Consider the following 26,801-nt stretch of genomic DNA (forward strand, 5'->3'; position numbering starts at 1 on the left):
TACAGGATGACCATCCCTGGAGGTGCCGTGGCGATCGATCATCTGGACGGGCGGATCATCGTGCTGCTGGCGAACGAGCCGCGCATCGGGGTGCTGGAGATGTCCCGGCGGCTCGGGGTGGCGCGCGGGACCGTGCAGGCGCGCCTGGACCGGCTTCAGTCGAACGGAGTCATCCGCGGATTCGGCCCCCAGGTGGAGCCGGCGGCCCTCGGCTACCCGGTCACCGCCTTCGCCACGCTCCAGATCCGGCAGGGCCAAGGCCCCGACGTCCGGGCCCACTTGACGACCGTGCCGGAGGTGCTGGAGCTGCTGACCACGACCGGCAGCGGGGACATGCTGTGCCGGCTGGTGGCCCGGTCGAACGCCGATCTTCAACGGGTGATCGACCGCGTCGTCGGTTTTGATGGCATCGTCCGGGCCTCCACGGCGATCGTCATGGAGAACCCCGTTCCGCTGCGGATCATCCCGCTGGTGGAGCAGGCCGCCCGGGACAGTGAAGGGACGTGACCTGTAGCGGTGTGACCGGTCTGGGGTGAGCGCGGGTGAACTTCTGGGAGTACCTGGGCAATCGTCATCAGCAGTTGCTCGCGGACGCCTACCAGCACGCCAGCGCGGTCTTCCAGTGCATGGTCCTCGCGACCGTCATCGGGGTGGTGATCGGGGTCGTCACCTACCGCTCCGACTGGGCGGGCAGCCTCGCCACCACCGCGACCTCCACGATTCTCACCATCCCCTCGCTCGCCCTGATCGGTCTGCTCATCCCGGTCGTCGGGCTGGGCGTGCCGCCGACGGTGATCGCGCTGACGCTGTACGGGCTGCTGCCGATCGTGCGCAACGCGATCGTGGGCCTGCGCGGGGTCGACCCGATGCTGGTGGACGCGGCCCAGGGCATCGGCATGTCCCGGGCGATGCGGCTGGTGCGGGTGGAGCTGCCGCTGGCCTGGCCGCCGATCCTGACCGGGATCCGGGTCTCCACGCAGATGCTGATGGGCATCGCCGCCATCGCCGCCTACGCCTCCGGCCCCGGGCTCGGCAACGAGATCTTCCGCGGGCTCGCCTCCCTGGGCAGCAAGAACGCGCTGAACCAGGTGCTCGCGGGCACCCTCGGGATCATCATCCTCGCGCTTGCGTTCGACGCCGCGTACGTCCTGATCGGGCGGCTGACCATCCCCAGGGGGATCCGTGTCTGAGACCGCCGCCCAGGAGACGACCGCGCACGGCGCCTCGATCGAGCTGGAGAACCTGACCAAGCGCTACCCGGGCGGCGCGCAGCCGGCCGTGGACAACGTGAGCATGGAGATCAAGGCGGGCGAGACGGTCGTCTTCGTCGGCCCGTCCGGCTGCGGGAAGTCGACGACGCTCAAGATGATCAACCGGCTGATCGAGCCGACCGGCGGCCGGATCCGGATCGGCGGCGAGGACGTCACCGACATCGACCCGGTGAAGCTGCGCCGCAAGGTCGGCTACGCCATCCAGTCCGCCGGTCTCTTCCCGCACATGACCGTCGCGCAGAACATCGCCCTGGTGCCGAGGATGATCGGCTGGCCGAAGGCGCGGATCCGGGCCCGGGTCGAGGAGCTGCTCGACCTCGTCGGGCTCGATCCGGGCGAGTTCCACGGCCGCTATCCGCGCCAGCTCTCCGGCGGGCAGCAGCAACGGGTGGGCGTGGCACGGGCGTTGGCGGCGGACCCGCCGGTGCTGCTGATGGACGAGCCGTTCGGCGCGGTCGACCCGATCACCCGCGACCACCTCCAGGACGAGCTGATCCGGCTCCAGCACGAGCTGCACAAGACGATCGTGTTCGTCACCCACGACTTCGACGAGGCGATCAAACTGGGCGACCGGATCGCCGTCCTGCGCGAACGCTCGCACATCGCCCAGTTCGACACCCCGGAGGCGATCCTCACCAACCCGGCCGACGACTTCGTCTCCGGTTTCGTCGGCGCGGGCGCTGCCCTGAAGCGGCTGAACCTGACCCGGGTGCGGGACGTGGAGATGCGGGACTACCCGACGGTGACCGTGGACACCCCGCTCCAGCAGATCTTCGGGCATCTGCGCTCCACCGGCGAGACCGAGATCCTGCTCCTCGACCGGCGCCGGCGCCCCTACAAGTGGCTGCGCCGCGGCGACCTGATGCGGGCCAAGGGCTCGCTGGCCCGCGCGGGCACGCTCGTGCACGACACGGTCACCCGGGACGGCACCCTGCGCGACGCGCTGGAGGCCGTGCTCACGGACAACGCGGGCCGGGTCGCGGTCACCGGCAGACGCGGTGAGTACATCGGCGTGGTCGACATGGAGACGCTGATGAACTCCGTGCACGAACTGCTGGAGGCCGACCGGCTGGAGGCGATGGAGGCGCAGCACGAGCTGGAGGAGGCGCGCGCCCAGCAGACGCACTTCGAGCAGGAAGGCCCCGGAGGAGTGACGAAGGCGTGAGCACCGAGCGGCAGCAGCGCCCCGCCGGCGAGCACGAGGTCAAGGGGCTCCCCTTCCGCGACGACGGCGAAGCCGAGCAGGAGGCCCCGCCCCCGGCGCGGCGCCCGCCCGCGCGCCGGGTGACCTGGCAGCGGCTGACGTTCCTGCCGGCGTTCCTCGTCGCCGTCCTGCTCGCGACCTGGCTGTGGTTCCGGCAGGCGCACCTGGACACGATCTCGAAGAACGCGCTGTCGAACGGCCAGGTCTCCAAGGCGCTGTGGCAGCACGTGGAACTGACGGTGATCTCCACCTTCTTCGTGCTGATCATCGCGATCCCGCTGGGCATCCTGCTCACCCGGCGGTCCTTCCGCAGGGCCACCCCGGTGGCGCTGACCTTCGCCAACATGGGCCAGGCGACCCCCGCGATCGGCCTGCTGGCCCTCCTGGTCATCTGGCTCGGCACGGGCACGAAGCCCGCCCTGATCGGCATCATCGTCTACGCGATCCTGCCCGTCCTCTCCAACACCATCGCCGGTCTGCAGGCCAACGACCCGACACTGCTGGAGGCGGCCCGCGGCATCGGCATGTCCCCGCTCGGCGTGCTCACCCGGGTCGAACTCCCGCTCGCCGTCCCGCTGATCCTCGCGGGCGTCCGCACGGCGCTGGTCCTCAACGTCGGCACGGCGGCCCTGGCGACCTTCGGCGGGGGCGGCGGCCTGGGCGTGCTGATCACCACCGGCATCACCACCCAGCGCATGCCGGTGCTGGTGCTCGGCTCGGTCCTCACCGTCGCCCTCGCCCTGCTGGTGGACTGGCTGGCCTCGCTGGCCGAGGCGCTGCTACGGCCGCACGGCCTGGAGGTGGGCGCATGAGACGCGGTGCGTGCCTGACGCTGGCGGGGCTGCTGCTGGCCTCCGGCTGCGGACTGACCAGCGGCTCCCCCATGGCCGACGACGTGGGGCCGGGCACGATCGGCGCGGGCGGCCCGCTCAAGGGGGCCCACATCACCGTCACCTCCAAGGAGTTCACCGAGCAGCTGATCCTCGGCGCGATCATGGGAATCGCCTTCCAGGCGGCCGGCGCGGACGTGCTGGACCGCACCGGCATCCAGGGGTCGATCGGCGCGCGGGAGGCGGTCAAGGGCGGGACGGCGGACGCGCAGTACGAGTACACGGGCACGGCCTGGATCACGTACCTCGGCCACAGCGAGCCCATCCCCGACCCGCAAAGACAGTGGCAGGCGGTGCGCGACGCGGACCTGCGCAACGGGCTGACCTGGCTGCCGCCCGCACGCCTGAACAACACCTACGCGCTGGCCATGAACCAGGCCAACTTCAAGAAGTACGGCACGACGACCCTCTCGCAGGTGGCCGCGCTCGCCGCGAGGGACCCCGGCGCCGTCACGCTGTGCGTGGAGAGCGAGTTCGCCAACCGCGCCGACGGGCTGCCCGGGCTGGAGAAGGCGTACGGGATGAAAATCCCGGCGGGCAACGTCACGCAGATGGACACCGGGATCATCTACACCCAGGTGGCCAAGGGGAAGTGCACCTACGGGGAGGTGTTCACCACCGACGGGCGCATCAAGTCGATGAACCTGGCGGTGATGGCGGACGACAGGAAGTTCTTCCCGGACTACAACGCCGCCCCGGTGGTCAACAGCAAGGTCCTGAAGAAGTGGCCGGCCATCGCGAGCGTCATCGACCCGGTCACCAGGAAGCTGGACAACTCGGTCGCGCGCACCCTGAACGCCAGGGTGGACGTGGACGGGCAGGACCCGCACCAGGTGGCGCTGGACTGGATGCGGCAGCAGGGCTTCGTCAAGTAGCGGCCCGGCGGCGGCCGTTCAGCAGCTCGGGACCGGACCCTTGCCGCTCTCCAGGGCGTTCAGGGCGTTCACCGCGCCCTTCAGCGTGGTGACCGGGACCAGGCGCAGGCCCCCCGGCAGACCGGCCTTGGCGTCGGTGCACTCGTCCTTCGGGACCAGGAAGACGGTCGCGCGGTCGTGCCGGGCGGCCTGGGTCTTCAGGGCCACCCCGCCGACCGCGCCGACGGTGCCGTCCGCGTCGATCGTGCCCGTGCCGGCGATGTTCCGGCCGCCGGTGAGGTCGCCGCCGTTGCCGTCGCCGTGCAGCTTGTCGATGATCCCCAGGGTGAACAGCAGGCCCGCGCTCGGTCCGCCCACGTCGGCGAGCTTCAGCGTGACCTTGACCTTGCCGGCGCTCAGCCCGAGGTACGTCAGCGCCGCCCGGGTCGCCGCGTCCTGGGACTGCTGCATCTGCGCCTGGTTGTGCTGCTCGATCTCCTTGACGCTGCCGCCACTCGGGTAGACGGCGTCGCGCGGCATCACGGCCCGGTCGGTGCGGAACCAGTTGTCGGCCACGTCGAGGAAGGACACCCGGGCGTCCGGACCGGTCGCCTGGATGGTGACCATCCGCAGTTGCCCGCTGGTCCTGCGCACCGGCGCGCCGGAGACGGTGATCACCTGGGTGCCCTGGTTCGCGCCCAGCACGTTCGCGGTCATCCCGGGCTGGGCCACCGAGAACGGCAGGGGCGCGAACGCCGCCGTGGCGAGCAGGGCCACGACGGGCAGCGCGCAGACGGCTACGGCCTGGGGACGAGTGAGACGTGAGAGCACGGGTTCAATCTAACGTGACCGCCCCGGGTGGCCCGCGCCACGTGTCCCGTACGGCGTACGCACCGGGTCCGCCGCACGCCGTGCACAGGTCCCGGCGCGCGGTACGTCCCTACCGCCACGCGCTCAGCGCAGGGCCTCGGCCACTTCCCGGGCGGCCTCCATCACCCTCGGCCCCACCCGCTCCGGCACGGAGTCCACCAGCATCACCACGCCCACGCTGCCCTCGACCCCGGTGACCCCGACGAGCGGCGCGGCGGCCCCGCTGGCCCCGGCCTCCAGCTCCCCGTGCGTCAGCGTGTACCCGGGATCGGCGGCGGACGGCTGCCGGGCGGCCAGGATGGCCTTGCCCGCCGCCCCCCGGTCCAGCGGGTGCCGGAAACCGGCCCGGTACGCCACGTGGTAGTCGGTCCACGTCGGCTCGACCACGGCGACGGCCAGTGCCTCCGCACCGTCGACCAGGGTCAGATGCGCCGTCGCGCCTATGTCCTCGGCGAGCGAGCGCAACGCGGGCAACGCGGCCTCCCGGACCAGCGGGTGCACCTGGCGGCCGAGCCGCAGCACCCCGAGACCGACCCGGGCTCGTCCGCCCAGGTCGCGCCGTACGAGCGCATGCTGTTCCAGGGTGGCGAGCAACCGGTACACGACGGTACGGTTCACGCCCAGTTTGGTGGACAACTCGGTGACGGTCAGCCCGTGGTCGGTGTCGGCCAGCAGCTTCAGGACACGCAGTCCCCGGTCGAGCGTCTGAGAGGTCTCCGCGGTCACGACGCCCACTCCTTTGGTGGTGAGGCCGGCGGGCCCCTGAGCGGCGGATGCGTGGCCGAGTCCCGTCGGCGACGCGTTCAGAGGCCGCCGATCGGCAGAACGGCTCCGGCGGCTCCGGGCCAAGGTCGCTTCACGGCTGCGCTCCGCGGCGACGCTGCCACGGGGCGTGTGCGTAGCGGGACAGTAGCGAAGCTGGTTCGCTGAGCGGAAGTCTCCGTCCAGAATCCGGGCAAGAGCGGATCCGGCCTGCCGTGATTCGTCCGGATACGGGGTGCGGGGGCGCAGCGTCACCGCATGCGCGTCGCCCACTCCTGCACCTTGTCGATCCGCTGCTTCAGCTGTCCCGCCGTCGCCTCCGCGCTCGGCGGGCCCCCGCAGACCCGCCGCAGCTCGGTGTGGATCACTCCGTGCGGCTTGCCGCTCTGGTGGACGTACGCGCTGACCAGGGTGTTGAGCCGCTTGCGCAGCTCCATCATCTCCTTGTGGGAGACCACGGGCCGCCGCTCGGCGGGCAGTTCGAGCAGATCGGCCTCGGCGTCCGGCTTCTTCTTGCTGTGCGCGATCTGCCGGGCCTGCCGCTTCTGGAGCAGCAGCTGCACCTGGTCGGGTTCGAGCAGCCCCGGGATGCCGAGGTAGTCCTGCTCCTCCTCGCTCCCCGGGTGCGCCTGCATGCCGAACTCGGCACCGTCGTACAGGACCCGGTCGAAGACGGCCTCGGACTCCAGCGCCTCGAAGGAGAACTGCTCCTGCTCGCCGGTGTCCTCGTCCTGCTGCTTGTTCGCCTCCTCCATCTCCTTCTCGGATTCGGCGTACGGGTCCTCCTCGCCCTCCTTCTTCGGCTTGTCGAGGGCGTGGTCCCGCTCCTTCTCCATCTCATTGGCGAAGGTCAGCAGGTCGGGCACGGTCGGCAGGAACACGGACGCGGTCTCGCCCCGCCGCCGGGACCGCACGAAGCGCCCGACGGCCTGGGCGAAGAAGAGAGGAGTCGAGATGGTCGTCGCGTACACGCCCACCGCGAGCCGGGGCACGTCCACGCCCTCGGACACCATCCGGACGGCGACCATCCACCGGTCGTCGCTCGCGCTGAAGTCGTCGATCCGCTTCGACGCCCCGGCGTCGTCGGAGAGCACGAGCGTGGCCTTCGTCCCGGTGATCTCGCGGATCAGCTTGGCGTAGGCGCGGGCGGAGTCCTGGTCGGAGGCGATGACGAGCGCACCGGCGTCCGGGATGGCCTTGCGGACCTCGGTCAGCCGCTGGTCGGCGGCGCGCAGCACGCTGGGCATCCACTCGCCGCGCGGGTCGAGCGCGGTCCGCCAGGCCTGGCTGACCGCGTCCTTGGTCATCGGCTCGCCGAGCCGGGCGGCGATCTCGTCACCGGCCTTCGTACGCCAGCGCATCTGGCCGCTGTAGGACAGGAAGATGACCGGCCGGACGACATGGTCGGCGAGGGCGTTGCCATAGCCGTACGTGTAGTCGGCGGCGGAGCGCCGGATGCCGGCGTTGTCCTCCTCGTACGTGACGAAGGGGATGGGGTTGGTGTCGGACCGGAACGGCGTGCCGGTCAGCGCGAGCCGGCGGGTGGCGGGCTCGAACGCCTCCAGGCACGCCTCGCCCCAGGACTTGGAGTCACCGGCGTGGTGGATCTCGTCGAGGATGACGAGGGTCTTGCGCTGCTCGACGCGGTTGCGGTGCAGCATGGGCCGCACGCCGACGCCGGCGTACGTGACGGCGACCCCGTCGTACTCCCGGCCGAGCGGTCCGGCGCTGTACTCGGGGTCGAGCTTGATGCCTATGCGGGCCGCGGCCTCGGCCCACTGCTTCTTCAGGTGCTCGGTCGGCGCGACCACGGTCACCTGCTGCACGACGTGATGGTGCAGCAGCCACGAGGCGAGCGTCAGCGCGAAGGTCGTCTTGCCGGCACCGGGCGTGGCGACGGCGAGGAAGTCGCGCGGCTGCTCCTGCACGTACTTCTCCATCGCCCCCTGCTGCCAGGCACGCAGCTTGCTGGCGGTACCCCAGGGGGCCCGGCCGGGGAAGGCGGGCGAGAGGTGGTGGGACGACGACGCGGAGGAAGCGGAAGCGGCGGTGGTAGTCACGGTCTCCGTTTTTTGGGGCTCGTTCTGGGGGCTCGGCGCTCGGCTACGTATGACAACCGGGCCACCCTACCGGCGTCGCGGCGCCGTCAACGCCCGGACGAGGCCGGGTCGCCCGTGGGTGGGATCCACATCACAGCCGTGGTGATCACCGGCGTGATCGGCAGCCGGATCGGCCGCGCGCTCACCGGCACGATCGCCGTCAGGCCCGCAGTCGCCGGGTCACCCACGCCCCCACCAGCGCCACCCCCGCCATCGGCAGGAAGACGGCCGCGAAGGCGAGGGGAGGGGGGCCGTCGGCGGTGGTGGCCGCGGTGGCCGCGGCGCTTCCGCCGCCCAGGGCCGCGAAGGCGGCACCGGTGGCGGCGAGGAGGACGACGTTGGCCAGGGCGTCGGAGATCTGGAGCGCGGCGGAGTTGGCGCCGGCCTCCTCCGGGGCGGACAGCTGGAGCAGGAGCACGCTGGTGGAGGAGATCACCAGGCCCATGCCGAGACTGCCGAAGGCCCAGGCGACGGCGACGGTCCAGACGGGCACGGCGTGCACGAGCACGCTGGGCGCGGTGGCGACGGCGGCGGCGACCAGCACCATCCCGGCGGTCATCAGCCGCTCCCGGTACGGCGCCATGCGCGGCCGGGACTGCAGATACGAGCCCAGGGCCCAGGTCACGCCGCCCGCCGCCAGCGAGAACCCGGCGAGCGTCGGCGACAGCCCGCGCCGGGTGACGAGCATCAGCGGCACGAAGGACTCGGCGACGATGAAGGAACCGGCGGACAGACCGCGCAGCAGCACGACGGAGGGCAGGCCGCGGGCGGCCCGGTAGGTGCCGCGCGGGAGGAGCCCGAGGACGGCGGGCACGAGGAGGGCGGCACCGGCCAGCGCGGGGAGTGCGGCGAGGGGCCGCAGGTCCTGGGCGGCGTACTGGAGGAGGCCGGCGCCGAGGGAGATGCCGAGGGCCAGCCGGATCCGCCGCCGGTCGAACGACCCGGCGGCCTGGTCCTTCCGCACCGGGCCGGACGCCCGGCGCCGTATCTGCGGCAGGGCGAGGGCGAGCGGGAGGACGACGAGGACGGGGATGCCGAGGAAGACCCAGCGCCAGCCGAGGTGTTCGGTGACCGCGCCGGAGGCGAGGGGGCCGACGATGGAGGGGACGACCCAGCCCGCCGCGAAGGCCGCCATGATCGCGGGCCGCAGCCGCTCGGGGTAGGCGCGGCCGACGACGACGTACAGCGCCACGATCACCAGTCCGCCGCCGAGCCCCTGCACGGCCCGCCCCAGGATGAACACCCACATGCTCCGGGCGGTGCCGGCGATGACGAGCCCGGTGGCGAAGCCAGCGATGCCGGCGCTCAGCGGCCCGAGGGGACCGCGCCGGTCGGACCACTGGCCCGAGAGCACCATGCCGAACAGGCTGGTCGTGAAGTAGCCGGAGAACGCGAACGCGTACAGCGCCACCCCGTCCAGCTCCCGGGCGGCGACCGGCATCGCGGTCCCGACGGCGGTCGCCTCGAACGCGATCAGCAGCACGACGGAGACGATCCCGACGCTGAGCGCCCGATACGCCCGGCTCAGCACGCCGTCCGGTCCGCTGCGGGGGTCGGTCTCGGCGGCTTCGGACACGACACCGGCGTCGCGGGGCTCCAGGGCGGTCATGCCCGTCAGCGTAAGGCCCACAAGCGACTTTCACCCCTGTCGGGAGACTGGTCCAACCTGCGACCTTGGTCGTACACCCCCCGCTTCATGAACGCGGTATGGCAGTCGCATTGCAACCCCACCGCCTCCCTTGAGCCCGCCCGCCACCCCCCGTAAGTTCATTCCCACGAACACGGCCGTGTGCCCGAGTGGTTGAGGGGCTCGCCTGCAAAGCGAGTTACGTGGGTTCGATTCCCGCCACGGCCTCTTTCCCGGGCGGGGTGCTTCAGAGCACTCCGCCCGCTTCGTCCTGGAAGGCCTCCGTCCAGTAGTGCCAGTCCGAGCCGGGGGTCGTGCCCGTGGGGTCTACGGCCGTGAGGGTGTGGAGCATGGCGGCGGCCAGGTCCTCGTAGGCCAGGGCCGTCAGTTCGTGGTGCAGGTGGCGGTGGATGGCGCGCTCGTGGTGCAGCAGCCAGAGGGTGAAGGCGAGGGTGGAGACGTCCGTGTTCAGGGGCTGGAGTGTGGCGTCCGGCTCGCTGAAGGTCAGGACCGCGCCCGTTCTGCCGTCGACCAGCAGGCCGGTGTCCTCCAGCAGATGGCCGAGGCGGATCAAGTGGTCGGCGTGGGCCGGGAGTTCACCCAGGGGGAAGTCGCCGGGGCGCTCCTGCGTGTAGTACTCGCGCAGCGTCGGCAGAGGGACGTCCGTGTCCGAGGAGAAGAGCACCGCCCGCTCCGGCAGGCCGGTCTCGCACAGGAAGCGGCGGGTCGGCTCGTGCGTGAGCGTCGGGGGGAAGTCGACCTCCTCGTAGCGGGTCACCCGGCCCGGTCCGAACTCCTGGTCCAGGACGCGCGCGGGGACGTCCAGGGTGAGGCCGCGGGCCGTGCCGGCGCCGGCGACGAGGGCGAGCGGGCGGATCAGGGCCGCCGCCTTCCAGTACGGCGGGATCGCGCCGTTCGCGCCCTCCTCGAAGAGGGACAGCAGGCGGCGCGTCGCCTCGGCGGCCGTCTCGGGGCCGTACCGGCCCGCAAGAGAGGCGAAACGGCCGCGCAGGCCCGCCAGTTCCTCGGTGACCGCGGCGAAGCGCAGCAGCGTGGCGAGGGAGGGCGCGAAGGGGCGGGGCTCGGACGGGTCGAAGAGGTAGGCCGTGGTGATCTCGCCCGTGTCGCCGTCGAGCAGGATCGACTCGCGCTCCATGCCGGCCGGGTTCAGCAGTTCGCCGATGACCAGCCGGCCGCGTAGCTCCTCCGCCAGCCGGAAGGGGGCGTCCGCGGCGTCGGCGAGCGTGCGCAGGCCGTGGGTGCGCAGCGGGGAGAAGGTCAGCAGGTCGGTGTCCACGGGCAGCCCGGCGCCGCCGAGCAGGCCGCGCGTCGGCGCGTGCGTGACGTAGCGGTCCAGCTCCGCCTCCGTCAGCGTGATCGCCGTGAACCCGGTGTCGGTCGTGCTCATCGCTCCCCCGCGATCGTCCGTCCCGTCAGTGACCCGACGCACGTCCGTGACTACCCGGCGTACGTCCCGGAGCGCTGCCGCCCCACTGCTCCGCAGACTACGCCGCCCCACTGACAACGCCCCTCGCCGGCAAGGACGTCAGGCGACCCGCGCACGTTGCGCGCCGGCGAGGATCGCCGCGACCGTCTGCTCCGGCGTCCACCGGGACGTGTCCAGCCCCAGGCCGATGCGCTGGGTGCGCCGGCGCAGTTCCTCGTCCAGGTGGCGGGTGGGGATCAGGCCGGCGTACGCCGTCAGGTCCTCGCCCAGCAGGACGTCCTGCACCACCGCCGTGAAACCGGCCACGGCGTACGCGTCGGCGGTGGCCGCCGACAGGCGCCGCCGCAGGTGGAGTTGTGCGGCATGTCGCCCGGGACGTGCGCCCCGCGTGGCAGGCTCCCCCACTGCCTGAAGGGCGTGGGGGCACCCCCAGCGAGCAGCTGTGCCACCGTCGGCCTGCCGGCCGCCGTCACGCCCGTGACGACGACCACCCCGTCGGTCACCCGGGCCCGCCGGTCAACCGGGACCGCCGCTCAGCGGTCCGTCGCCACCGCCGCCTGCGGGCGGATCGGGAGGCGGTTGACGGGGCGGCCGGTGGCCGCGCGGACGGCGGAGGCGATCGCCGCCGGCGCCGTCACGACCGGGACCGCGCTGACCGACTTGGCGCCGAAGGGCGCGACCACGTCCCGCTCCTCGACCAGCTTCACGATCTGGATGTCCGGCACGTCCAGGGCGGTCGGCAGGGCGTATCCGGTCAGGTCCGGGTGCCGGACCAGGCCACGCGGCGTGCGGAGGTTCTCCGTGAGCGCGATGCCCACGCCCTGGGTGACGCCCGCCTCGATCCGGGCCGCCAGTTGCGCCGGGTTCAGGATCCGGCCGACGTCCTGGGCGAGCGCCAGCTCCACCACCCGCACCGAGCCCAGCTCGATGTCGACGTCCACCACCGCGCGGATCGCGCAGAAGGCCAGTCCGACGAAGGCGTCGCCCTGGCCGGCGGCGTTCAGCGGCTCGGTGGGATGCGGGCGGCACTGCGCCGTGGCCCACAGCTCCTTGCCCTCCATCGCCTCCGTGACGGTGGTCGACAGGACGCCGTCGTACGACGTGATCTTGCCGTCGGTGATCTGGAGCAGCTCGGTGGACATGCCGAACTTGTGGGCGAGCGGCTGCAGGAGTTGCGTGCGGACCATCTTCGCCGCCCGCTCCACCGCGCCGCCCGAGACCCACGTGTGCCGGCCCCGGCAGCCCGCGCCGGCCGGCGGCTGGTCGGTGTCGACCGGGGCCACATGGACTTCCTGGACACCGAGGGTCTCCTGGACGATCTGGCGGGCGAGGGTCGTGAAGCCCTGGCCGGTCTCCACCGCCGCGCACAGCACCGTCGCCACGCCGTCGTGGACCTTCACCGTCGCCGTGGACACCTCGTCGGCGCCCTCCGCGCCGAGCATGTGCACCATGCCCAGGCCGTAGCCGACACCCCGGCGCACCGCGTCCGGCTCGCCCGCGCCCTCGGGACCGCCGGGCAGCAGCCACTCCTCCTCGGGCTCGTCCTTGGGCAGCGCCGGGAGCGGGAAGTCCCGTACCGCCTGGAGGAGTTCGGCGACCGGCGCCGGACAGGTCACCGTCTGGCCGATCGGCAGGACGTCCCCCGTCGCGAGGACGTTGCGCAGGCGCAGCTCGGCCGGGTCCACGCCCAGCTTCTTCGCCAGCTTGTCCATCTGGGCCTCGTAGGCGGCGCACACCTGCATCGCGCCCTCGCCGCGCACATGGCCGGAGGGCGGGTTGTTGGTGCGCACGGCCCAGCCCTCGATGAAGGCGTTCGGGACGACGTACGGGCCGCACGCGAAGGACACCGCCGCGGCGAGCGCGTCGGCGGAGGTGTCGGCGTACGCGCCCGCGTCCAGCAGGATCTGCGCCTCGACCTTCACCAGCCTGCCCTCGGCGTCGGCGTGGTGGCGGTAGCGCAGCAGGGTGGGGTGGCGGTGGGTGTGGCCGAGGAAGGACTCCTCGCGCGTGGCCGTGAGTTTCACCGGGCAGCCGGTCCTGAGCGCGAGCAGGCCGAGCGGGAGCTGGAAGCCCTGGTCCTCGCGGTCGGCGGTGGCGCCCGGCACCCCGGTGACGACGATCTTCACCCGATCGGGGGACAGGCCGTAGCAGGCCGCGGCGGTGTTGCGGTCGGCGTGCGGGTCGGTGGAGCCCAGGTACAGCTCCACGCCGCCGTCGGGACGGGGCACGGCGAGGCCGGCCTCGGCGCCGATCGGGGCCGGGTCCTGGCGCCCTATGCGGTACAGGCCCTCGACCACGATCTCGCCGGCGGCCTCCGGGTCGCCGTGGTGCAGCGGGATGTGCCGGATCAAGTTGCCGTCGGGGTGCAGCGGTTCGGCCTCGAAGGCCTGCTCCGGGTCGGTGACCGGATCGAGTACTTCGTACTCGACGATGACGGCGGCGGCGGCCATCCGCGCGGTGTCGGGGTGGTCGGCGGCGACGGCGGCGATGGGCTCCCCGTGGTGGCGTACGACCTCGGAGGCGAACACCGGGCGGTCGGGGGTGCCCCGGCCGTGGCGCGGGGTGCCGGGCACGTCCTCGTGCGTGATGACGGCGCGTACGCCGGGCATCTCACGCGCGTGCGTGGTGTCGATGTTCACGATGCGCGCGTGCGCGTGCGGCGAGCGCAGGACGGCCGCCCACAGCAGCCCCTCGGCCCACAGGTCGGCGGCGTACGGGAAGGTGCCCTCGGTCTTGGCGCGGGCGTCGGCGTGCGTCAGGGACGCGCCGAGGCCGTGCGACGGCTCGTCCTCGGCGTCGGGTTCCGCGGCGGTGGGCGCCATGGCCGCTTCGTTGCTCACACCTGGCCTCCGTCCTGGCCGTAGTGCTGGTCGTGCGTGCCGTGCGGGTCGTACGAACCCTGCGGTCCCGGTGTGCCGTACGGAGGCGTGCCGTACGCGTCCGCCGTGTCGCCGTAGCCGTCGTGGCCGTGCTGTCCGTCCGCTGCGCCGTGGCCGGTCCGCGGTGGGTCGAACGCGCCCGGCGCCTCGAACGCCGACGGGTGGACGCCGCCCGCGCCGGGGCCCGCCTGGTGCGGGATGCGCGCCTCGCCCGCGTCCGTTCCGTCGCCGGCCGGGGCGTGTGCCGCCTCGCGCTCGGCGACGACGTCCTGGACGGCCCGCAGGACGCCCCGGTAGCCGGAGCAGCGGCACAGGTTGCCGCACAGCGCCTGCCGGGTCTCCAGCTCGGTCGGCGCGGGGTTGCCCTCCAGCAGGTCGTGCACGGTCATCGCCATGCCGGGCACGCAGAAACCGCACTGCACGGCGCCGCACCGGGCGAGCGCGCGCTGCACGTCGGAGGGCCGTCCGTCGGCGGCGAGGCCCTCGACGGTGCGCACCTCGCTGCCGGCCGCGGTGACCGCCGGGACCAGGCAGGAGGCGACCAGCCGGCCGTCGACCTGGACGTTGCAGGCCCCGCACTCGCCCTGCGAGCAGCCGTCCTTGGCGCCCGCGAGGCCGAGCCGCTCGCGCAGCACGTACAGCAGCGACTCGCCGATCCAGGCGTCGGTGACGGGACGGTCGGTGCCGTTGACGCGCAGCACGTAGGAGGCGAGGGGGTGGTCGTCGGCGGGCGGGAGCGGCGCGGCGTGCTCCTCGGTGAGTGCCGCCTCGCGCGCGGGCGCATGGTCCTCGCCGGCGGGTTCCTCGGTGCCCTCGGTGCCCGTGTCGGGCGTGTCGTCCGTCGCCGGAACGGCGGTCCCGGGCGCGTCGGCGGCCTGCTCGTCCTCGTGGGCGGCGGTCGCCCGCGCGGCGTCCACGGCATCCACGGCGTCGGCGGCTTCCGTGGCGGGCTCGGCGGGCGCTGTCGCGGTCCGCCGCGCCTCGGTCGGCCTCTCGGGCTCCTCGTGGCCCGCGGGGCCGTCAGCGGGGCGCCCAGAGGCTTCCGCGGGGGCGGGAGCGTCGTGGCCGGCGTGGCCGTCCCGGCCGTTCGGGTCCGGCGCCGCCGCCGACCCGGCCCGCGGCGCCACGGGCCCGGCGGGAGCCGGGAGTTCGGTGGGCAGGGCCGCTTCGGCGGGCTCGGCAGGCGCCGTGACCTCGCCGAAGCCGGCGGGCTCCGCGGCAGGGGCGGCCTCGGTGAAGCCGGTGAACTCGCCGGTGTGACCGGCCTGCGGGTAACCGGCGTCCGCGTAAGCGGCGTCCGCCCGCTCGGCCCGCTCGGGCTCGGTGTGCCCCGCGTCCCGGTGTTCCGCGTGCTCCGCCGGCGCGTGACCGGCCTGCTCGTGCCCGTACCGCTCCCCGGCGTACGCCTGGGCCGGCGAACCGCCCGCCGGGTGCGTGCCGGTGTGGTCCGGCAGCGGGTGGGCGGCCGGCGGCTGCCCGCCTTCGGCGTGGTGGTCCCAGGGACCGCCGGTGTCCTGGGTCGCCCAGGGCGCGGGCGCGCCGCCGGGCAGGGTGGCCGGCGGGGTGCCGCCGCCCCACTGCTCGACCAGGGACGACGTGGTGAACTCGCCCGATTCGTCTGGAAGATCACCTTCGGCGACGGGGATCGACCACTGCCCGGTGACGTCGTGTCCGGGGACGGCCGGGGCGGCGGCGGGGTCTTCGAAGGTCCACTGCTGGGTGGCGGCGGGCTCGTAGGTGAACCGGTCGTCCGCGCCCGGCGTCCGGGGCACGGCGTTCGGGTCGGGCCACTCGGCGCCGCCCGCGGGCGCGGTCCAGGCGCCGGGCGCCGCGGCGTCGCCGGTGCCGGGGGCGACCGCGATCTGCGGCGGCACGTAGCCGTGTCCCGGCGCGGCCAGCGGGCTGTCGCCGGACAGCAGGGCGTCGATGCCGCCCTCGGGGAGCTTGACGAAGGCGGTGGCGCCGTCGTCGTAGTCGCCCTGGGGCAGCGGGTCCCAGCGGCCCCCGCCCTGGGGCGTACCCTCTCCGTGCCGGTCGTCGGCGGTCACGACAGCGCCCTCCCCAGTGCTCGTCGGGCCAGTGCGGCGACGGTGCGCCGCAGGTGCAGTACGGCGGGCGGAAGCGCGGGCACCGAGCCGTCGGACTCCGGTACCGGGTCCGGGATGCAGGCCGCAGCGACGTACTCGCCGAAGGCGCTGAGGGCCTCGGGCACGAGCGCGCGGTCGTTGTCCCAGTCGATGAGCTGCGCGACCCACTGCTCGGCCTCCAGCGGCCGCAGCGGCATCGGCGCTATGGCGCCGACGGCGCACCGCACTCCGCGCCGGGCGGGGTCGAGGACGAGGGCCACGGAGGCCAGCGAGCGGCCCGGTCCGGTGCGCCCGGTCGCCTTCAGGAAGACCTGCGGGGCGTGCAGCAGCGGTACGCGCACGTAGCCGATGAGTTCGCCGCCGCGCAGCATCTCCATGCCGGCCAGCAGGTGCGACACCGGGATCTCCCGGCGGGCTCCGCCCTGGCCCGCGATGATCAGCGTCGCCTCCAGGGCGGCCAGCACCGGCAGCGCGTCCCCGGTGGGGGCGGCCGAGGCGATGTTGCCGCCCAGGGTGCCGGCGTTGCGGATGTGCGGCGGGCCCGCGGCGCGCGCGGCGGCGGCGAGCGCCGGGATCAGGGCCGCGAAGTCGGGGCGGCCCATACGCGCGTGCGTGAGGCCCGCGCCGAGCAGCGCGTGGCCGTCCTGGTACTGCCAGCCGCGGATCTCGCTGATCCGCCCGAGGCCCACCAGGGCGGCGGGCCTGAGCTGGCCGGAGTTGACGGCGGCCATCAGGTCGGTGCCGCCCGCGACGGGCACGGCGGTGGGCATGGCGCCGAGGGCCGCCACCGCCTCGTCCAGCGTCGTGGGCAGCGTGACGGCCTGCGCCGCCTGCGGTGCGTGCGTGGTCAAACCGGCTGCCCCTTCCCGCTGCCCCACCTGGTCCCACCTGTGTGGCCGTACGGTACGTGCTCACAGGGCGGACGTGGCAACTCTGGCACATCTTCGCAAGGGCCGAACGCGGGGGTCCGCTAGCAGGCACTAGGAGGCATTCGCCCATCTCAACACAGGGATGGGACGATTTGGCACGGCTCCCCCAATGCGCACCGATTGACACTCTTCGGTGACTCTTGGCGCGCTTTTCACCGCGTGTTCGGTACGGTCACTTGTTCGGCGGCGCCCCCTCGATCGGGCGGCCGAGGACGCCGGGCCGCTTCTGCCACGGCCGGGGCCCGGCGGGTGGCCGGTAAGCGACCCCGAGGGCGTCAAGTCGCGCGTAGTGGGCGGCCATTCGGCGTTCGAAGCCTCCGAAGTCCCGTTCCCCGGGGGCGGGAAGGCTGCTCCAGGCCACCTCGGCGAAGGCCGCGAGCCGTGGGAAGGTCTGGTAGTCCACGCGCGCGGTGTCCTCCAGCACCTCGGTCCAGACGTTGGCCTGGGTGCCCAGCACATGCCGTGCCTCGGCCTCGGTCAGCCCGTCCGGAACCGGTTCGAACCGGTAGACGTCCTCCAGGGTGCGCACGAAGCCGATCGGCACCGGCTCGTCCTCGCCCGGAGCCTGACGGTGGTCCAGATACACGTACTGCTCGGGGCACATGACGACGTCGTGGCCGGCCCGCGCGGCCGCGATCCCGCCGCCGTAGCCGCGCCAGGAGGACACCGCGGCGCCCTCGGCGAGCCCGCCCTCCAGGATCTCGTCCCAGCCGATCAGCCGCCGCCCGCGCGCGGAGAGCCAGGCGTCGAAGTGCCCGATGAACCACGACTGCAACGCGTCCTCGTCGGTGAGTCCGAGATCCGCGATCCGGTTCTTCGCGGTGACCGACCCGGTCCACTGCTCCTTGCGGCATTCGTCGCCGCCGATGTGCACGAACGGCGAGAAGTGCGCCGCGTCGGCCGGGAACAGCTCCAGGACTTCCTCCAGCACCCCCTCGTAGAAGCGCAGCGTGTTGTCAGTGGGCGCGAGTACGTTGGACGAGATCCCCCAGTTGTCGAGGACGGTGAGGGCGGTGGTGTCGATGACGTCGGTGTTGCCGAGTTCCGGGTACGCGGCGATGGCGGCCTGCGAGTGGCCCGGTACGTCGATTTCCGGGACGACGGCGATATGCCGTTCGGCGGCGTAGGCGACGATCTCCCGAATGTCGTCCTGGGTGTAGTAACCACCGTGCGGCTTCTCCTCCCACAACGGCGAGGCCCGGTGACCGAATTTCGACCGCGTCCGCCAGGAGCCGGTCTCGGTCAGCTTCGGGTAGCGCTTGATCTCGATGCGCCAGCCCTGGTCGTCGGTCAGATGGAAGTGGAAGACGTTGAGTTTGTGCGCGGCCATCAGGTCGAGGTAGCGCAGCACGCCTTCCTTGGGCATGAAGTGCCGTGCGACGTCGAGGAGAAGACCGCGCCAGCGGAATCGCGGGCTGTCCTCGACGGTGACGGCGGGCACGTCCCAGACCCGGTCACGCCGCAGCGGCGCCCGCCGGAAGGCGTCGGCGCCGAGCAGTTGGCGCAGGGTCTGGGCGCCCCAGAAGACTCCGGCGGGGCTGCCGCCCTCGACGCGGAAGGGTTGCGTGTCGGTGACGAGGCGGTAGCCCTCGGGCGGCAGGCCGGGATCGATGCCCAGCACGATCCGGTTCGGGCGCACGGAGTCCTCCGGCAGCGGCAGTCCGGTCGCCGCGCCCACGGCGGCCCGCAGCCAGCGCGCGGTGCCCTCCGCGCCGGGCAGGGTCTGCAGTGCCGTGCCGGCGTCCACGCGCGCGTGGCCGGAGGCGTTCCGGGCGATGCTCGCGGGCGCGGGAATCACATCAACCATCTCAGTCCTTTACCGCTCCGCCCGGTCCGGAGACCGGACGTCGCTGTACGAGTACGAGGGAGAACACCGGCAGGGCCATCGGCAGGGTCGGCTGCGAGGGGTCGCCGATGGTGAAGGGCTTGGCGAACAGGAAGCCGTTCCATGCCGAGATGAAGGAAAACACGCTCGTGGCCACCGGGCCGGGCAGCACAAGCGGGAAAAGGATCCCGGAGGAACGTCCACGGGCGCCGAGCCACCGGGAACATGCTCAACAAGGTGGTCCGGAAGCGGAATCCGTTGACGAAATAGCGGCCGAATTCCCGCTGCCCGAACATCACCGGCGGAGCCGAACTCCATGGAGTGGTCCTCCGAGCTTCGTTGCAACATACGCAATGAACGTTTCGCTCTGCACAACAAGCTTGAAGGCTAAGGACAGCGGGGACATGCCGACAAGAGGTCTCCACCACTTCGTGACACGCGAAAGCCCTCGGGGCGCGCCGAGAACGCGCCCCGAGGGCTCTGGAAACCTCAGGCGGTGGGGACTACTTCTTGTCGCCGCCCTTGCCCTTGTCGTCGCCGCCGCTGCCCATGGACTCGTAGATCTCCTTGCACATGGGACACACGGGGTACTTCTTCGGGTCGCGGCCGGGCACCCACACCTTGCCGCACAGCGCCACGACGGGGGTGCCGTCGAGGGCGCTCGCCATGATCTTGTCCTTCTGGACGTAGTGGGCGAAGCGCTCATGGTCGCCGTCGCCGTGGGACACCTGTGGTGTCGGCTCTACGAGGGTCCCCGTACCAGCCCCGGGCTCGGGCTCAAGAGTGCTCATACCGCCCAGGGTACTGAAGCTCACACCCATCAGTTGAGCGAAGGGTCGTCCGGATACGTGGCCACCATCGCCAGCTCGTTGCGCTGGCGGCGCAGCACCTCGCGCCACAGCCGCTCCGGGGCCGGCGAGGAGACGTCCCCGGGCTCGGACTCGACCACGTACCAGGCGCCCTCGACCAGCTCGTCCTCCAGCTGGCCCGGGCCCCAGCCCGCGTACCCGGCGAAGATTCTGAGCGAACCGAGGGCCGAGGCGAGCAGCTCCGGCGGGGCCTCCAGGTCGACCAGGCCGATCGCGCCGTGCACCCGGCGCCAGCCGAGCGGGGTGCGGTCGCCGGCCGCGCCGCCCGGGATGACCGCGACGCCGAGTGCCGAGTCCAGCGAGACGGGTCCGCCCTGGAAGACCACTCCGGGCTCGCCGGCGAGGTCCGCCCAGCCCTCCAGGATGTCGCCCACGTCCACGGGGGTGGGGCGGTTGAGGACGACACCGAGGGAGCCCTCCTCGTCGTGGTCGAGGAGGAGCACCACCGCGCGGTCGAAGTTCGGGTCCGCCAGGGCGGGTGTTGCCACGAGCAGCCGCCCTGTGAGCGAGGACACCTCGGTCATGCCAGACATGATCCCGCATCTTCGACCGGTGTGGGGAGCCGATGAGGGGCATTCAGGGGGACGCAGGTCAGGGCGCAGGGAAGCGGGCCCGGCGCACGTGTGCCGCGGTGACCCCATGTGCCCGAAAGGGAACGGTTCGTGTTGTGACACAGCTATGACGAGTCTTGGCCGTCCTTGGGCTTACGAGCGGGGGGTGATCGGCGACTACGCTGTCTCTCCCGGCCCGCGCGCAACAGTGATCGGCCGCCCCCTGCCCATCTCATCGGAACGCGAGATTCATGACCGTCAACGGCTCTGACGACGTACTGCTTGTCCACGGCGGCACCCCGCTGGAGGGCGAGATCCGTGTCCGCGGTGCGAAGAACCTCGTACCGAAGGCCATGGTCGCCGCCCTGCTGGGCAGCGGTCCGAGCCGACTGCGCAATGTTCCGGACATCCGTGACGTGCGCGTCGTGCGCGGCCTGCTCCAGCTGCACGGGGTGACGGTCCGTCCGGGCGACGAGCCCGGGGAGCTGGTCCTCGACCCGACGCACGTCGAGAGCGCCAACGTGGCCGACATCGACGCCCACGCCGGCTCCAGCCGTATCCCGATCCTCTTCTGCGGCCCGCTGCTGCACCGTCTCGGCCACGCCTTCATCCCGGGCCTCGGCGGCTGCGACATCGGCGGCCGGCCCATCGACTTCCACTTCGACGTGCTGCGGCAGTTCGGCGCGACCATCGAGAAGCGGGCGGACGGGCAGTACCTGGAGGCGCCGCAGCGGCTGCGCGGCACGAAGATCCGCCTGCCCTACCCCTCCGTGGGCGCGACCGAGCAGGTGCTGCTGACGGCCGTACTGGCCGAGGGTGTCACCGAGTTGTCCAACGCGGCCGTCGAGCCGGAGATCGAGGACCTCATCTGCGTGCTGCAGAAGATGGGCGCGATCATCGCGATGGACACCGACCGCACGATCCGCATCACCGGTGTGGACAAGCTGGGCGGATACACCCACCGCGCCCTGTCGGACCGCCTGGAGGCCGCCTCCTGGGCCTCGGCCGCGCTCGCGACCAACGGCAACATCTACGTCCGCGGCGCCCAGCAGCGCTCGATGATGACGTTCCTGAACACCTACCGGAAGGTGGGCGGCGCCTTCGAGATCGACGACGAGGGCATCCGCTTCTGGCACCCGGGCGGCCAGCTGAAGTCCATCGCGCTGGAGACGGACGTGCACCCCGGCTTCCAGACCGACTGGCAGCAACCGCTGGTGGTGGCGCTCACCCAGGCCACGGGCCTGTCCATCATCCACGAGACGGTCTACGAGTCCCGCCTCGGCTTCACCTCGGCCCTGAACCAGATGGGCGCCCACATCCAGCTCTACCGCGAGTGCCTCGGCGGCTCCGACTGCCGTTTCGGCCAGCGCAACTTCCTGCACTCCGCGGTCGTCTCCGGCCCGACCAAGCTGCAGGGCGCCGACCTGGTCATCCCCGACCTGCGCGGCGGCTTCTCGTATCTGATCGCGGCCCTGGCGGCCGAGGGCACGTCCCGCGTGCACGGCATCGACCTCATCAACCGCGGCTACGAGAACTTCATGGAGAAGCTCGTCGAGCTGGGCGCGAAGGTCGAGCTGCCGGGCAAGGCGCTCGGCTGAGCACCGTCACGACACGACAATGGGGCGGCCCCTTGGCGAAAGGGGCCGCCCCATTGTCGTTGTCCACGCCCGCTGTGGACGCGCCCCGAAGGGGCGCGGGGCTGTGTCAATCTGCGGCTCCGCCGCGTGGGCGCGACCAGCCACAGACGACGACACTGCCCACGGCGCTCACCTCGAACGGCGCTCCGGTGGACGGCGCTCGAAGCGGAGCGCTTACTTGCCCTTGGCCGCTTCCTTGAGCTTGCTGCCCGCGGTGACCTTCACGCTGTAGCCGGCGGGGATGTTGATCGGCTCGCCGGTCTGCGGGTTGCGCGCGGTGCGAGCGGCACGGTGGGTGCGCTCGAAGGTCAGGAAGCCGGGGATGGTGACCTTCTCGTCGCCCTTGGCGACGATCTCGCCGACGGTCTCGGCGAACGCGGCCAGCACGGCGTCGGCGTCCTTGCGGGTCACCTCGGCGCGATCGGCCAGCGCGGCCACCAGCTCACTGCGGTTCATGTTGTTACTCCCGTGTTTTTCTTGCCGTTGGGGTGTGCCATGCGGCGGTGCCGCCCGAGGCACTGCGATGCCGATGCGCTCGCGCCCAGAGTGGCATCCTGCCCCTACCTGCGGCGGGAAAGCCAATCCGGCACCCGTAGGAGTCGTGAGAACACCCTGGGGAGTCACACGAAAAGCGCCCGCTCGGCGTCACCCTAGAGCGCGCCCGGCATCGGTCGGTTCCACGACGCGCCGATGCAGGGGCCGCCGTGGTGATCCTCACAGCCCCTGCACAGTACGACACGCCGTCACCGGGGCGTCGCCCGGGCGCCTTTCGGCTGTCACCCGGGCGGCCCCTGGAGCGTCGGTCAGACCGTCGCGCCCGCGGCCTTCGCCGCGTCGCGCACCGCGCCCGCGACCGCGCCCGCGACCTTGTCGTTGAAGACGCTCGGGATGATGTAGTTCGGGTTCAGCTCGTCCTCGGTCACCACGTCGGCGAGAGCCTTCGCGGCGGCGAGCATCATCTCGGTGTTGACGGTGCGGGACTGGGCGTCCAGCAGGCCGCGGAAGACACCCGGGAAGACCAGCACGTTGTTGATCTGGTTCGGGAAGTCGGAGCGGCCGGTGGCCACGACGGCGGCCGTCTGGCGGGCGACCGCCGGGTCGACCTCGGGGTCCGGGTTCGCGAGCGCGAACACGATGGCGCCGTCGGCCATGGCGGCCACGTCGTCGCCGTCGAGGACGTTCGGGGCGGAGACGCCGATGAAGACGTCGGCGCCGCGCACGGCCTCCTTCAGGGTGCCGGTCAGGCCCTCGGGGTTGGTGTTGTCGGCGATCCAGCGCAGCGCCGAGCCGGCCGGGGCGTCCACCAGGTCCGCGCGGCCGGCGTGCACGACGCCGTGGATGTCGGCGACGACGGCGTTCTTGACGCCCGCGGCGAGCAGCAGCTTGAGGATGGCCGTACCGGCCGCGCCGGCGCCGGACATGACGACCCGGATGTTCTCGATGGCCTTGTCCGCGACGCGCAGGGCGTTGGTCAGGGCGGCGAGGACGACGATCGCGGTGCCGTGCTGGTCGTCGTGGAAGACGGGGATGTCGAGGGCCTCGCGCAGGCGGGCCTCGATCTCGAAGCAGCGCGGCGCGGAGATGTCCTCCAGGTTGATGCCGGCGAAGCCGGGGGCGATCGCCTTGACGATCTCCACGATCGCGTCGGTGTCCTGGGTGTCCAGGCAGATCGGCCAGGCGTCGATGCCGGCGAAGCGCTTGAAGAGGGCCGCCTTGCCCTCCATGACGGGCAGCGCGGCCTTCGGGCCGATGTTGCCGAGGCCGAGCACGGCGGAGCCGTCCGTCACGACCGCAACGGAGTTGCGCTTGATGGTGAGGCGGCGGGCGTCCTCGGGGTTCTGGGCGATCGCCATGCAGACGCGGGCCACACCCGGCGTGTAGACCATGGACAGGTCGTCACGGTTGCGGATGGGGTGCTTGGACTGCATCTCGATCTTGCCGCCGAGGTGCATCAGGAACGTACGGTCGGAGACCTTGCCGAGGGTGACGCCCTCGATGCCCTTGAGCTTCTCGACGATCTCCTCCGCGTGGGCCGTGGAGGTGGCCGCGATGGTGACGTCGATACGGAGCTTCTCGTGGCCGGACGCGGTGACGTCGAGGCCGGTCACCGAGCCTCCGGAGGACTCCACAGCGGTGGTGAGCTGCGAGACGGCGGTTCCGCTCGCGGGCACCTCCAGCCGGATGGTCATCGAGTAGGAGACGCTGGGCGCCGTTGCCATGGCCGACTTCCTCTGCTTTCACCGTGTCGCGAGTTGTGCCGTCCGATCGTCGCACCTACCCGTGAGTACGTGATAGCCGCCTCGGATTGCGGACGTTTTGTTCATGAGCGGTGCCTGGTTTCGGAAAACCACTTCCACCATACGAGAGTTGATCGGGCAAAGAAAGAGACCCACGTCACAACTGACGTGGGTCTCTCTCACGGGTACGGCACCGACCCGCCATGCTCGCCTCGCGGCAAGTGGTCGCTCGTAGCGACGAAGGTTGGGCCCGGGGGCTTGGATCGGGCCGGTGCCGTACCCAGGCTAACAAACGGATGCCCAGGGCCATTCCTCCTGCGGGGAGTTCACAGGAAAGTCAGTCCCTCAGCAGATCCGGCACGCCGGCCGCGTCGGGCTCGTCCCGGTCCCCCGAGACCACCGTCAGCTGCTGGGTCGCCCTGGTCAGCGCCACGTACAGCACGCGCAGCCCGGCCGGGGACTCGTCGGCGATCTCCGCCGGCGAGACGACCACCGTCGCGTCGTACTCCAGCCCCTTGGCCTCCAGGCTGCCGAGCGCCACCACCCGGTCGCCGAGCCCGGCCAGCCAGCGCCGGGCCTCCTGGCGCCGGTTCATGGCGACGACGACGCCGACCGTGCCGTCGACCAGGTCCAGCAGCCGCTCGGCCTCCGCGCGCACGGTCCGCTCCAGGGAGTCCGGTACGACGGCGAAGCGCGGCTCGACACCGGTGGACCGCACGGCGGACGGCGCCTTCGAGCCGGGCATGGCGAGGGCGAGGACCTTGGCGGCCAGCTCGGCGATCTCTGCCGGGTTGCGGTAGTTCACGGTGAGCTGGAAGCGGCGCCGGGGCCGGGTGCCGAGGGCCTCGTCGCGGGCCTCGGCCGCCTCGTCCGGGTCGGACCAGGAGGACTGGGCCGGATCCCCGACGACCGTCCAGGTGGCGTGCCGGCCGCGGCGGCCGACCATCCGCCACTGCATCGGCGTCAGGTCCTGCGCCTCGTCCACGATGACGTGCGCGTACTCGGTGCGCTCCTGGGCGAGGCGCTCGGCCCGCTCCCGCTGGCTCTCCTCGCGCACCGGCATCAGCTCCTCCAGCCCGGTGAGCTGGTCCAGCGGGTCCAGCTCGCGCTTCTTGCGGGGGCGGGCCGGGACGCCGAGGATCGCCTGGAGCTCGTCCAGCAGGGCGATGTCGTGCACGGAGTGGCCGTCGCGCTTCAGGGAGCGGGCGACCTTGCGGACCTCCCCGGGGTTGAGGATCCGGCGCGCCCACCGGCCGAGCCGCCTCTCGTCGGCCATGGCGGCGAGGACCTGCTTGGGGGTCAGCTCGGGCCACCAGGCGTCGAGGAAGCCGGTGAAGGAGTCCTCGGAGGTGACGTCCTCGTCGAAGGAGGAGCGCAGCTCGGCGGCCAGCTCCGGGTCGGAGTGCCGGGCGGCCCCGCCGGACTGCGCCCACAGGGCGTCCAGCAGCAGCTTGCGGGCGCGCGGGCGCAGCAGGTTGACGGGCGCGGTGCCGCCGAGGGCGGTCCGGCGGACACGGTCCAGCTCGGCCGCCTCCAGCTCCAGGCGCCGCCCGAAGGCGACGACGCGCAGCCGGGTGGGGGTCGCGGCCGCGGCCCACTGCCCGGTGTCCTCGTCCTCGTCGGGGGCGTCGAGGGCGAGCTGTTCCACGGGTGCGGGGGTGCCCAGCTCCAGGGCGCCCCGGGCGGCCTTCCGCAGCACCTTCAGCATCCGGTACGAACCCTTGGCGCGGGCCACGGACGGGGAGTCGTACAGCGTGGCCTCGGCGCCGTCGACCAGCGAGCCGATCGCGCGGATGGCGACCTGCCCCTCCTCGCCGAGCGAGGGCAGCACGCCCTCGGTGTAGGCGACGAGCAGCGGGGTCGGCGAGACGATGAGGATGCCGCCGGAGTAGCGCCGCCGGTCCTGGTAGAGGAGATAGGCGGCCCGGTGCAGCGCGACGGCGGTCTTGCCCGTCCCCGGCCCGCCCTCGACGTAGGTGACCGAGGCGGCGGGCGCCCGGATCACGAGGTCCTGCTCGGCCTGGATGGAGGAGACGATGTCCCGCATGGTGTGGCCGCGGGCCTGGCCGAGGGCGGCCATCAGGGCGCCGTCGCCGATGACGGCCAGCTCCCGGCCGTCGAGGCGGGCGGTCAGCTCGGGCCGCATGAGGTCGTCCTCGACGCCGAGCACACGGCGCCCCTTGGACCGGATGACCCGGCGCCGTACGACCCGGCCGGGGTCGACCGGGGTGGAGCGGTAGAACGGCGCGGCGGCGGGCGCCCGCCAGTCGATGACCAGCGGCGCGTAGTCCGCGTCCAGGACGCCGATACGCCCGATGTGCAGGGTCTCGGCGATGTCGGCGGTGCTGTCCTCGCGCACGGCGCCCTCGGCCGGCTCCACCGCCGTGTAGGCCCCGTCGGGCCCCTTCTTCCCGTCCTTGCCGAGCAGGAGGTCGATCCGCCCGAAGAGGAAGTCCTCGAACTCGTTGTTGAGCCGGTTCAGGTGGATGCCGGCGCGGAAGACCTGGGCGTCGCGCTCGGCCAGCGCGCCCGGGGTGCCGACCTGGCCGCGCTGGGCCGCGTCGTTCATCAGGAACTCGGCCTCGTGGATCTTCTCCTCAAGACGCCGGTACACCCGGTCCAGGTGTTCCTGTTCGACGCTGATCTCCCGGTCACGGACGGAATCGTGTGCGCCGTGTACCGAGCCGACCGCGGACTGCTGAACCTGAGCGGCCACCGGGCCCCCTTCTGACGTGCCAAGCAGCCGTCAACCGTACGCGAAGG

At 72.4% G+C, this 26,801-nt stretch carries 21 protein-coding genes, 1 tRNA gene and 1 pseudogene; 7 read left to right on the forward strand and 16 right to left on the reverse strand.

The genetic code is table 11. The annotated features are described in order from the left end of the window. The first annotated feature begins 27 nt into the window (after window positions 1-27). Genes ACZ4MF_RS29090 through ACZ4MF_RS29110 form a run of 5 tightly spaced genes read left to right on the forward strand, consistent with a single transcriptional unit; the run spans window position 28 to window position 4,240 of the window. Window positions 28-507: an Lrp/AsnC family transcriptional regulator gene (locus tag ACZ4MF_RS29090; RefSeq protein WP_356036884.1), complete on the forward strand. Its 480-nt coding sequence runs from the start codon at window positions 28-30 to the stop codon at window positions 505-507. Window positions 508-542: 35 nt separating this feature from the next. Beyond that, on the forward strand, window positions 543-1,190 hold the full coding sequence (locus ACZ4MF_RS29095) for an ABC transporter permease (RefSeq protein ID WP_467494823.1): 648 nt from the start codon (window positions 543-545) through the stop codon (window positions 1,188-1,190). Then, on the forward strand, window positions 1,183-2,436 hold the full coding sequence (locus ACZ4MF_RS29100; RefSeq protein ID WP_356036888.1) for a betaine/proline/choline family ABC transporter ATP-binding protein: 1,254 nt from the start codon (window positions 1,183-1,185) through the stop codon (window positions 2,434-2,436). The genes ACZ4MF_RS29095 and ACZ4MF_RS29100 overlap by 8 nt, the downstream gene beginning before the upstream one ends. Then, window positions 2,433-3,287: an ABC transporter permease gene (locus tag ACZ4MF_RS29105; protein ID WP_467494824.1), complete on the forward strand. Its 855-nt coding sequence runs from the start codon at window positions 2,433-2,435 to the stop codon at window positions 3,285-3,287. Before ACZ4MF_RS29100 ends, ACZ4MF_RS29105 begins: the two co-directional genes overlap by 4 nt. Next, window positions 3,284-4,240, forward strand: a complete 957-nt coding sequence (locus ACZ4MF_RS29110) for a glycine betaine ABC transporter substrate-binding protein (protein WP_467494825.1) — start codon at window positions 3,284-3,286, stop codon at window positions 4,238-4,240. The genes ACZ4MF_RS29105 and ACZ4MF_RS29110 overlap by 4 nt, the downstream gene beginning before the upstream one ends. An 18-nt stretch (window positions 4,241-4,258) precedes the next feature. Here the strand turns inward: ACZ4MF_RS29110 and ACZ4MF_RS29115 are convergent, their stop codons facing one another. The 4 genes from ACZ4MF_RS29115 to ACZ4MF_RS29130 form a co-directional block, all read right to left on the reverse strand. Next, entirely contained in the window at window positions 4,259-5,050 is a 792-nt protein-coding gene (locus ACZ4MF_RS29115) for a hypothetical protein (protein WP_467494826.1), read from the reverse strand. Window positions 5,051-5,173: 123 nt separating this feature from the next. Next, complete coding sequence (locus ACZ4MF_RS29120) at window positions 5,174-5,815, reverse strand: IclR family transcriptional regulator (RefSeq protein WP_467494827.1); 642 nt, start codon at window positions 5,813-5,815, stop codon at window positions 5,174-5,176. A gap of 287 nt (window positions 5,816-6,102) precedes the next feature. Beyond that, window positions 6,103-7,911, reverse strand: a complete 1,809-nt coding sequence (locus ACZ4MF_RS29125; protein ID WP_356036898.1) for a DEAD/DEAH box helicase — start codon at window positions 7,909-7,911, stop codon at window positions 6,103-6,105. Window positions 7,912-8,110: 199 nt separating this feature from the next. Further along, entirely contained in the window at window positions 8,111-9,559 is a 1,449-nt protein-coding gene (locus ACZ4MF_RS29130; RefSeq protein WP_467494828.1) for an MFS transporter, read from the reverse strand. A gap of 174 nt (window positions 9,560-9,733) precedes the next feature. Between ACZ4MF_RS29130 and ACZ4MF_RS29135 the strand changes: the two genes are divergently transcribed. Beyond that, window positions 9,734-9,805, forward strand: a tRNA-Cys gene (locus ACZ4MF_RS29135). Window positions 9,806-9,824: 19 nt separating this feature from the next. On the opposite strand, the gene ACZ4MF_RS29140 is transcribed toward ACZ4MF_RS29135, so the two are convergent. From ACZ4MF_RS29140 to ACZ4MF_RS29180, 9 genes and pseudogenes are all read right to left on the reverse strand, one after another. Further along, window positions 9,825-10,985, reverse strand: coding sequence for an SUKH-4 family immunity protein (locus tag ACZ4MF_RS29140; protein ID WP_467494829.1), 1,161 nt, complete (start codon window positions 10,983-10,985; stop codon window positions 9,825-9,827). A gap of 138 nt (window positions 10,986-11,123) precedes the next feature. Further along, window positions 11,124-11,429, reverse strand: a complete 306-nt coding sequence (locus ACZ4MF_RS29145) for a hypothetical protein (RefSeq protein ID WP_467494830.1) — start codon at window positions 11,427-11,429, stop codon at window positions 11,124-11,126. A gap of 128 nt (window positions 11,430-11,557) precedes the next feature. After that, window positions 11,558-13,864: a xanthine dehydrogenase family protein molybdopterin-binding subunit gene (locus tag ACZ4MF_RS29150; RefSeq protein WP_467494831.1), complete on the reverse strand. Its 2,307-nt coding sequence runs from the start codon at window positions 13,862-13,864 to the stop codon at window positions 11,558-11,560. After that, entirely contained in the window at window positions 13,861-15,951 is a 2,091-nt protein-coding gene (locus tag ACZ4MF_RS29155; RefSeq protein WP_467494832.1) for a (2Fe-2S)-binding protein, read from the reverse strand. The genes ACZ4MF_RS29150 and ACZ4MF_RS29155 overlap by 4 nt, the downstream gene beginning before the upstream one ends. Beyond that, the gene (locus tag ACZ4MF_RS29160; RefSeq protein WP_467494833.1) at window positions 15,948-16,841 is read right to left on the reverse strand and encodes an FAD binding domain-containing protein; all 894 of its coding nucleotides are present in this window, start codon (window positions 16,839-16,841) and stop codon (window positions 15,948-15,950) included. The genes ACZ4MF_RS29155 and ACZ4MF_RS29160 overlap by 4 nt, the downstream gene beginning before the upstream one ends. A gap of 250 nt (window positions 16,842-17,091) precedes the next feature. After that, window positions 17,092-18,726 (reverse strand): beta-N-acetylhexosaminidase, encoded by a 1,635-nt coding sequence (locus tag ACZ4MF_RS29165; RefSeq protein WP_467494834.1) that lies wholly within the window; start codon window positions 18,724-18,726, stop codon window positions 17,092-17,094. Between the two features lies 1 nt (window position 18,727). Then, window positions 18,728-18,931 (reverse strand): annotated as a pseudogene (locus tag ACZ4MF_RS29170) (carbohydrate ABC transporter permease); the annotation flags it as partial. Between the two features lie 316 nt (window positions 18,932-19,247). Then, window positions 19,248-19,535 carry a DUF3039 domain-containing protein gene (locus ACZ4MF_RS29175; RefSeq protein WP_356031622.1) on the reverse strand — a complete coding sequence of 96 codons (288 nt, stop codon included), beginning with the start codon at window positions 19,533-19,535 and terminating at the stop codon, window positions 19,248-19,250. A gap of 29 nt (window positions 19,536-19,564) precedes the next feature. Further along, window positions 19,565-20,137, reverse strand: coding sequence for a YqgE/AlgH family protein (locus ACZ4MF_RS29180; RefSeq protein ID WP_362693203.1), 573 nt, complete (start codon window positions 20,135-20,137; stop codon window positions 19,565-19,567). A 278-nt stretch (window positions 20,138-20,415) separates the two neighbouring features. On the opposite strand from ACZ4MF_RS29180, the gene murA reads away from it, so the two are divergent. Next, window positions 20,416-21,762: a UDP-N-acetylglucosamine 1-carboxyvinyltransferase gene (murA, locus tag ACZ4MF_RS29185; RefSeq protein ID WP_356031626.1), complete on the forward strand. Its 1,347-nt coding sequence runs from the start codon at window positions 20,416-20,418 to the stop codon at window positions 21,760-21,762. 213 nt (window positions 21,763-21,975) lie between these two features. On the opposite strand, the gene ACZ4MF_RS29190 is transcribed toward murA, so the two are convergent. The 3 genes from ACZ4MF_RS29190 to ACZ4MF_RS29200 all read right to left on the reverse strand — a co-directional run bounded on the left by ACZ4MF_RS29190 (window position 21,976) and on the right by ACZ4MF_RS29200 (window position 26,754). Continuing rightward, window positions 21,976-22,257, reverse strand: coding sequence for an HU family DNA-binding protein (locus tag ACZ4MF_RS29190; RefSeq protein ID WP_023550134.1), 282 nt, complete (start codon window positions 22,255-22,257; stop codon window positions 21,976-21,978). Between the two features lie 347 nt (window positions 22,258-22,604). Further along, entirely contained in the window at window positions 22,605-24,020 is a 1,416-nt protein-coding gene (locus ACZ4MF_RS29195) for an NAD-dependent malic enzyme (RefSeq protein ID WP_356031628.1), read from the reverse strand. 355 nt (window positions 24,021-24,375) lie between these two features. After that, window positions 24,376-26,754: a HelD family protein gene (locus ACZ4MF_RS29200; protein ID WP_467494835.1), complete on the reverse strand. Its 2,379-nt coding sequence runs from the start codon at window positions 26,752-26,754 to the stop codon at window positions 24,376-24,378. Window positions 26,755-26,801: the final 47 nt, after the last annotated feature.

The sequence above is a fragment of the Streptomyces sp. NPDC025793 genome, assembly GCF_055558375.1.

What these genes read in the sequence shown, in the direction of transcription:
- ACZ4MF_RS29165 (WP_467494834.1), bottom strand. Translation starts at nt 18,726, where the DNA reads ATGGTTGATGTGATTCCCGCGCCCGCGAGCATCGCCCGGAACGCCTCC.
- ACZ4MF_RS29130 (WP_467494828.1), bottom strand. Translation starts at nt 9,559, where the DNA reads ATGACCGCCCTGGAGCCCCGCGACGCCGGTGTCGTGTCCGAAGCCGCC.
- murA (WP_356031626.1), top strand. Translation starts at nt 20,416, where the DNA reads ATGACCGTCAACGGCTCTGACGACGTACTGCTTGTCCACGGCGGCACC.
- ACZ4MF_RS29195 (WP_356031628.1), bottom strand. Translation starts at nt 24,020, where the DNA reads ATGGCAACGGCGCCCAGCGTCTCCTACTCGATGACCATCCGGCTGGAG.
- ACZ4MF_RS29140 (WP_467494829.1), bottom strand. Translation starts at nt 10,985, where the DNA reads ATGAGCACGACCGACACCGGGTTCACGGCGATCACGCTGACGGAGGCG.
- ACZ4MF_RS29110 (WP_467494825.1), top strand. Translation starts at nt 3,284, where the DNA reads ATGAGACGCGGTGCGTGCCTGACGCTGGCGGGGCTGCTGCTGGCCTCC.
- ACZ4MF_RS29180 (WP_362693203.1), bottom strand. Translation starts at nt 20,137, where the DNA reads ATGACCGAGGTGTCCTCGCTCACAGGGCGGCTGCTCGTGGCAACACCC.
- ACZ4MF_RS29175 (WP_356031622.1), bottom strand. Translation starts at nt 19,535, where the DNA reads ATGAGCACTCTTGAGCCCGAGCCCGGGGCTGGTACGGGGACCCTCGTA.
- ACZ4MF_RS29190 (WP_023550134.1), bottom strand. Translation starts at nt 22,257, where the DNA reads ATGAACCGCAGTGAGCTGGTGGCCGCGCTGGCCGATCGCGCCGAGGTG.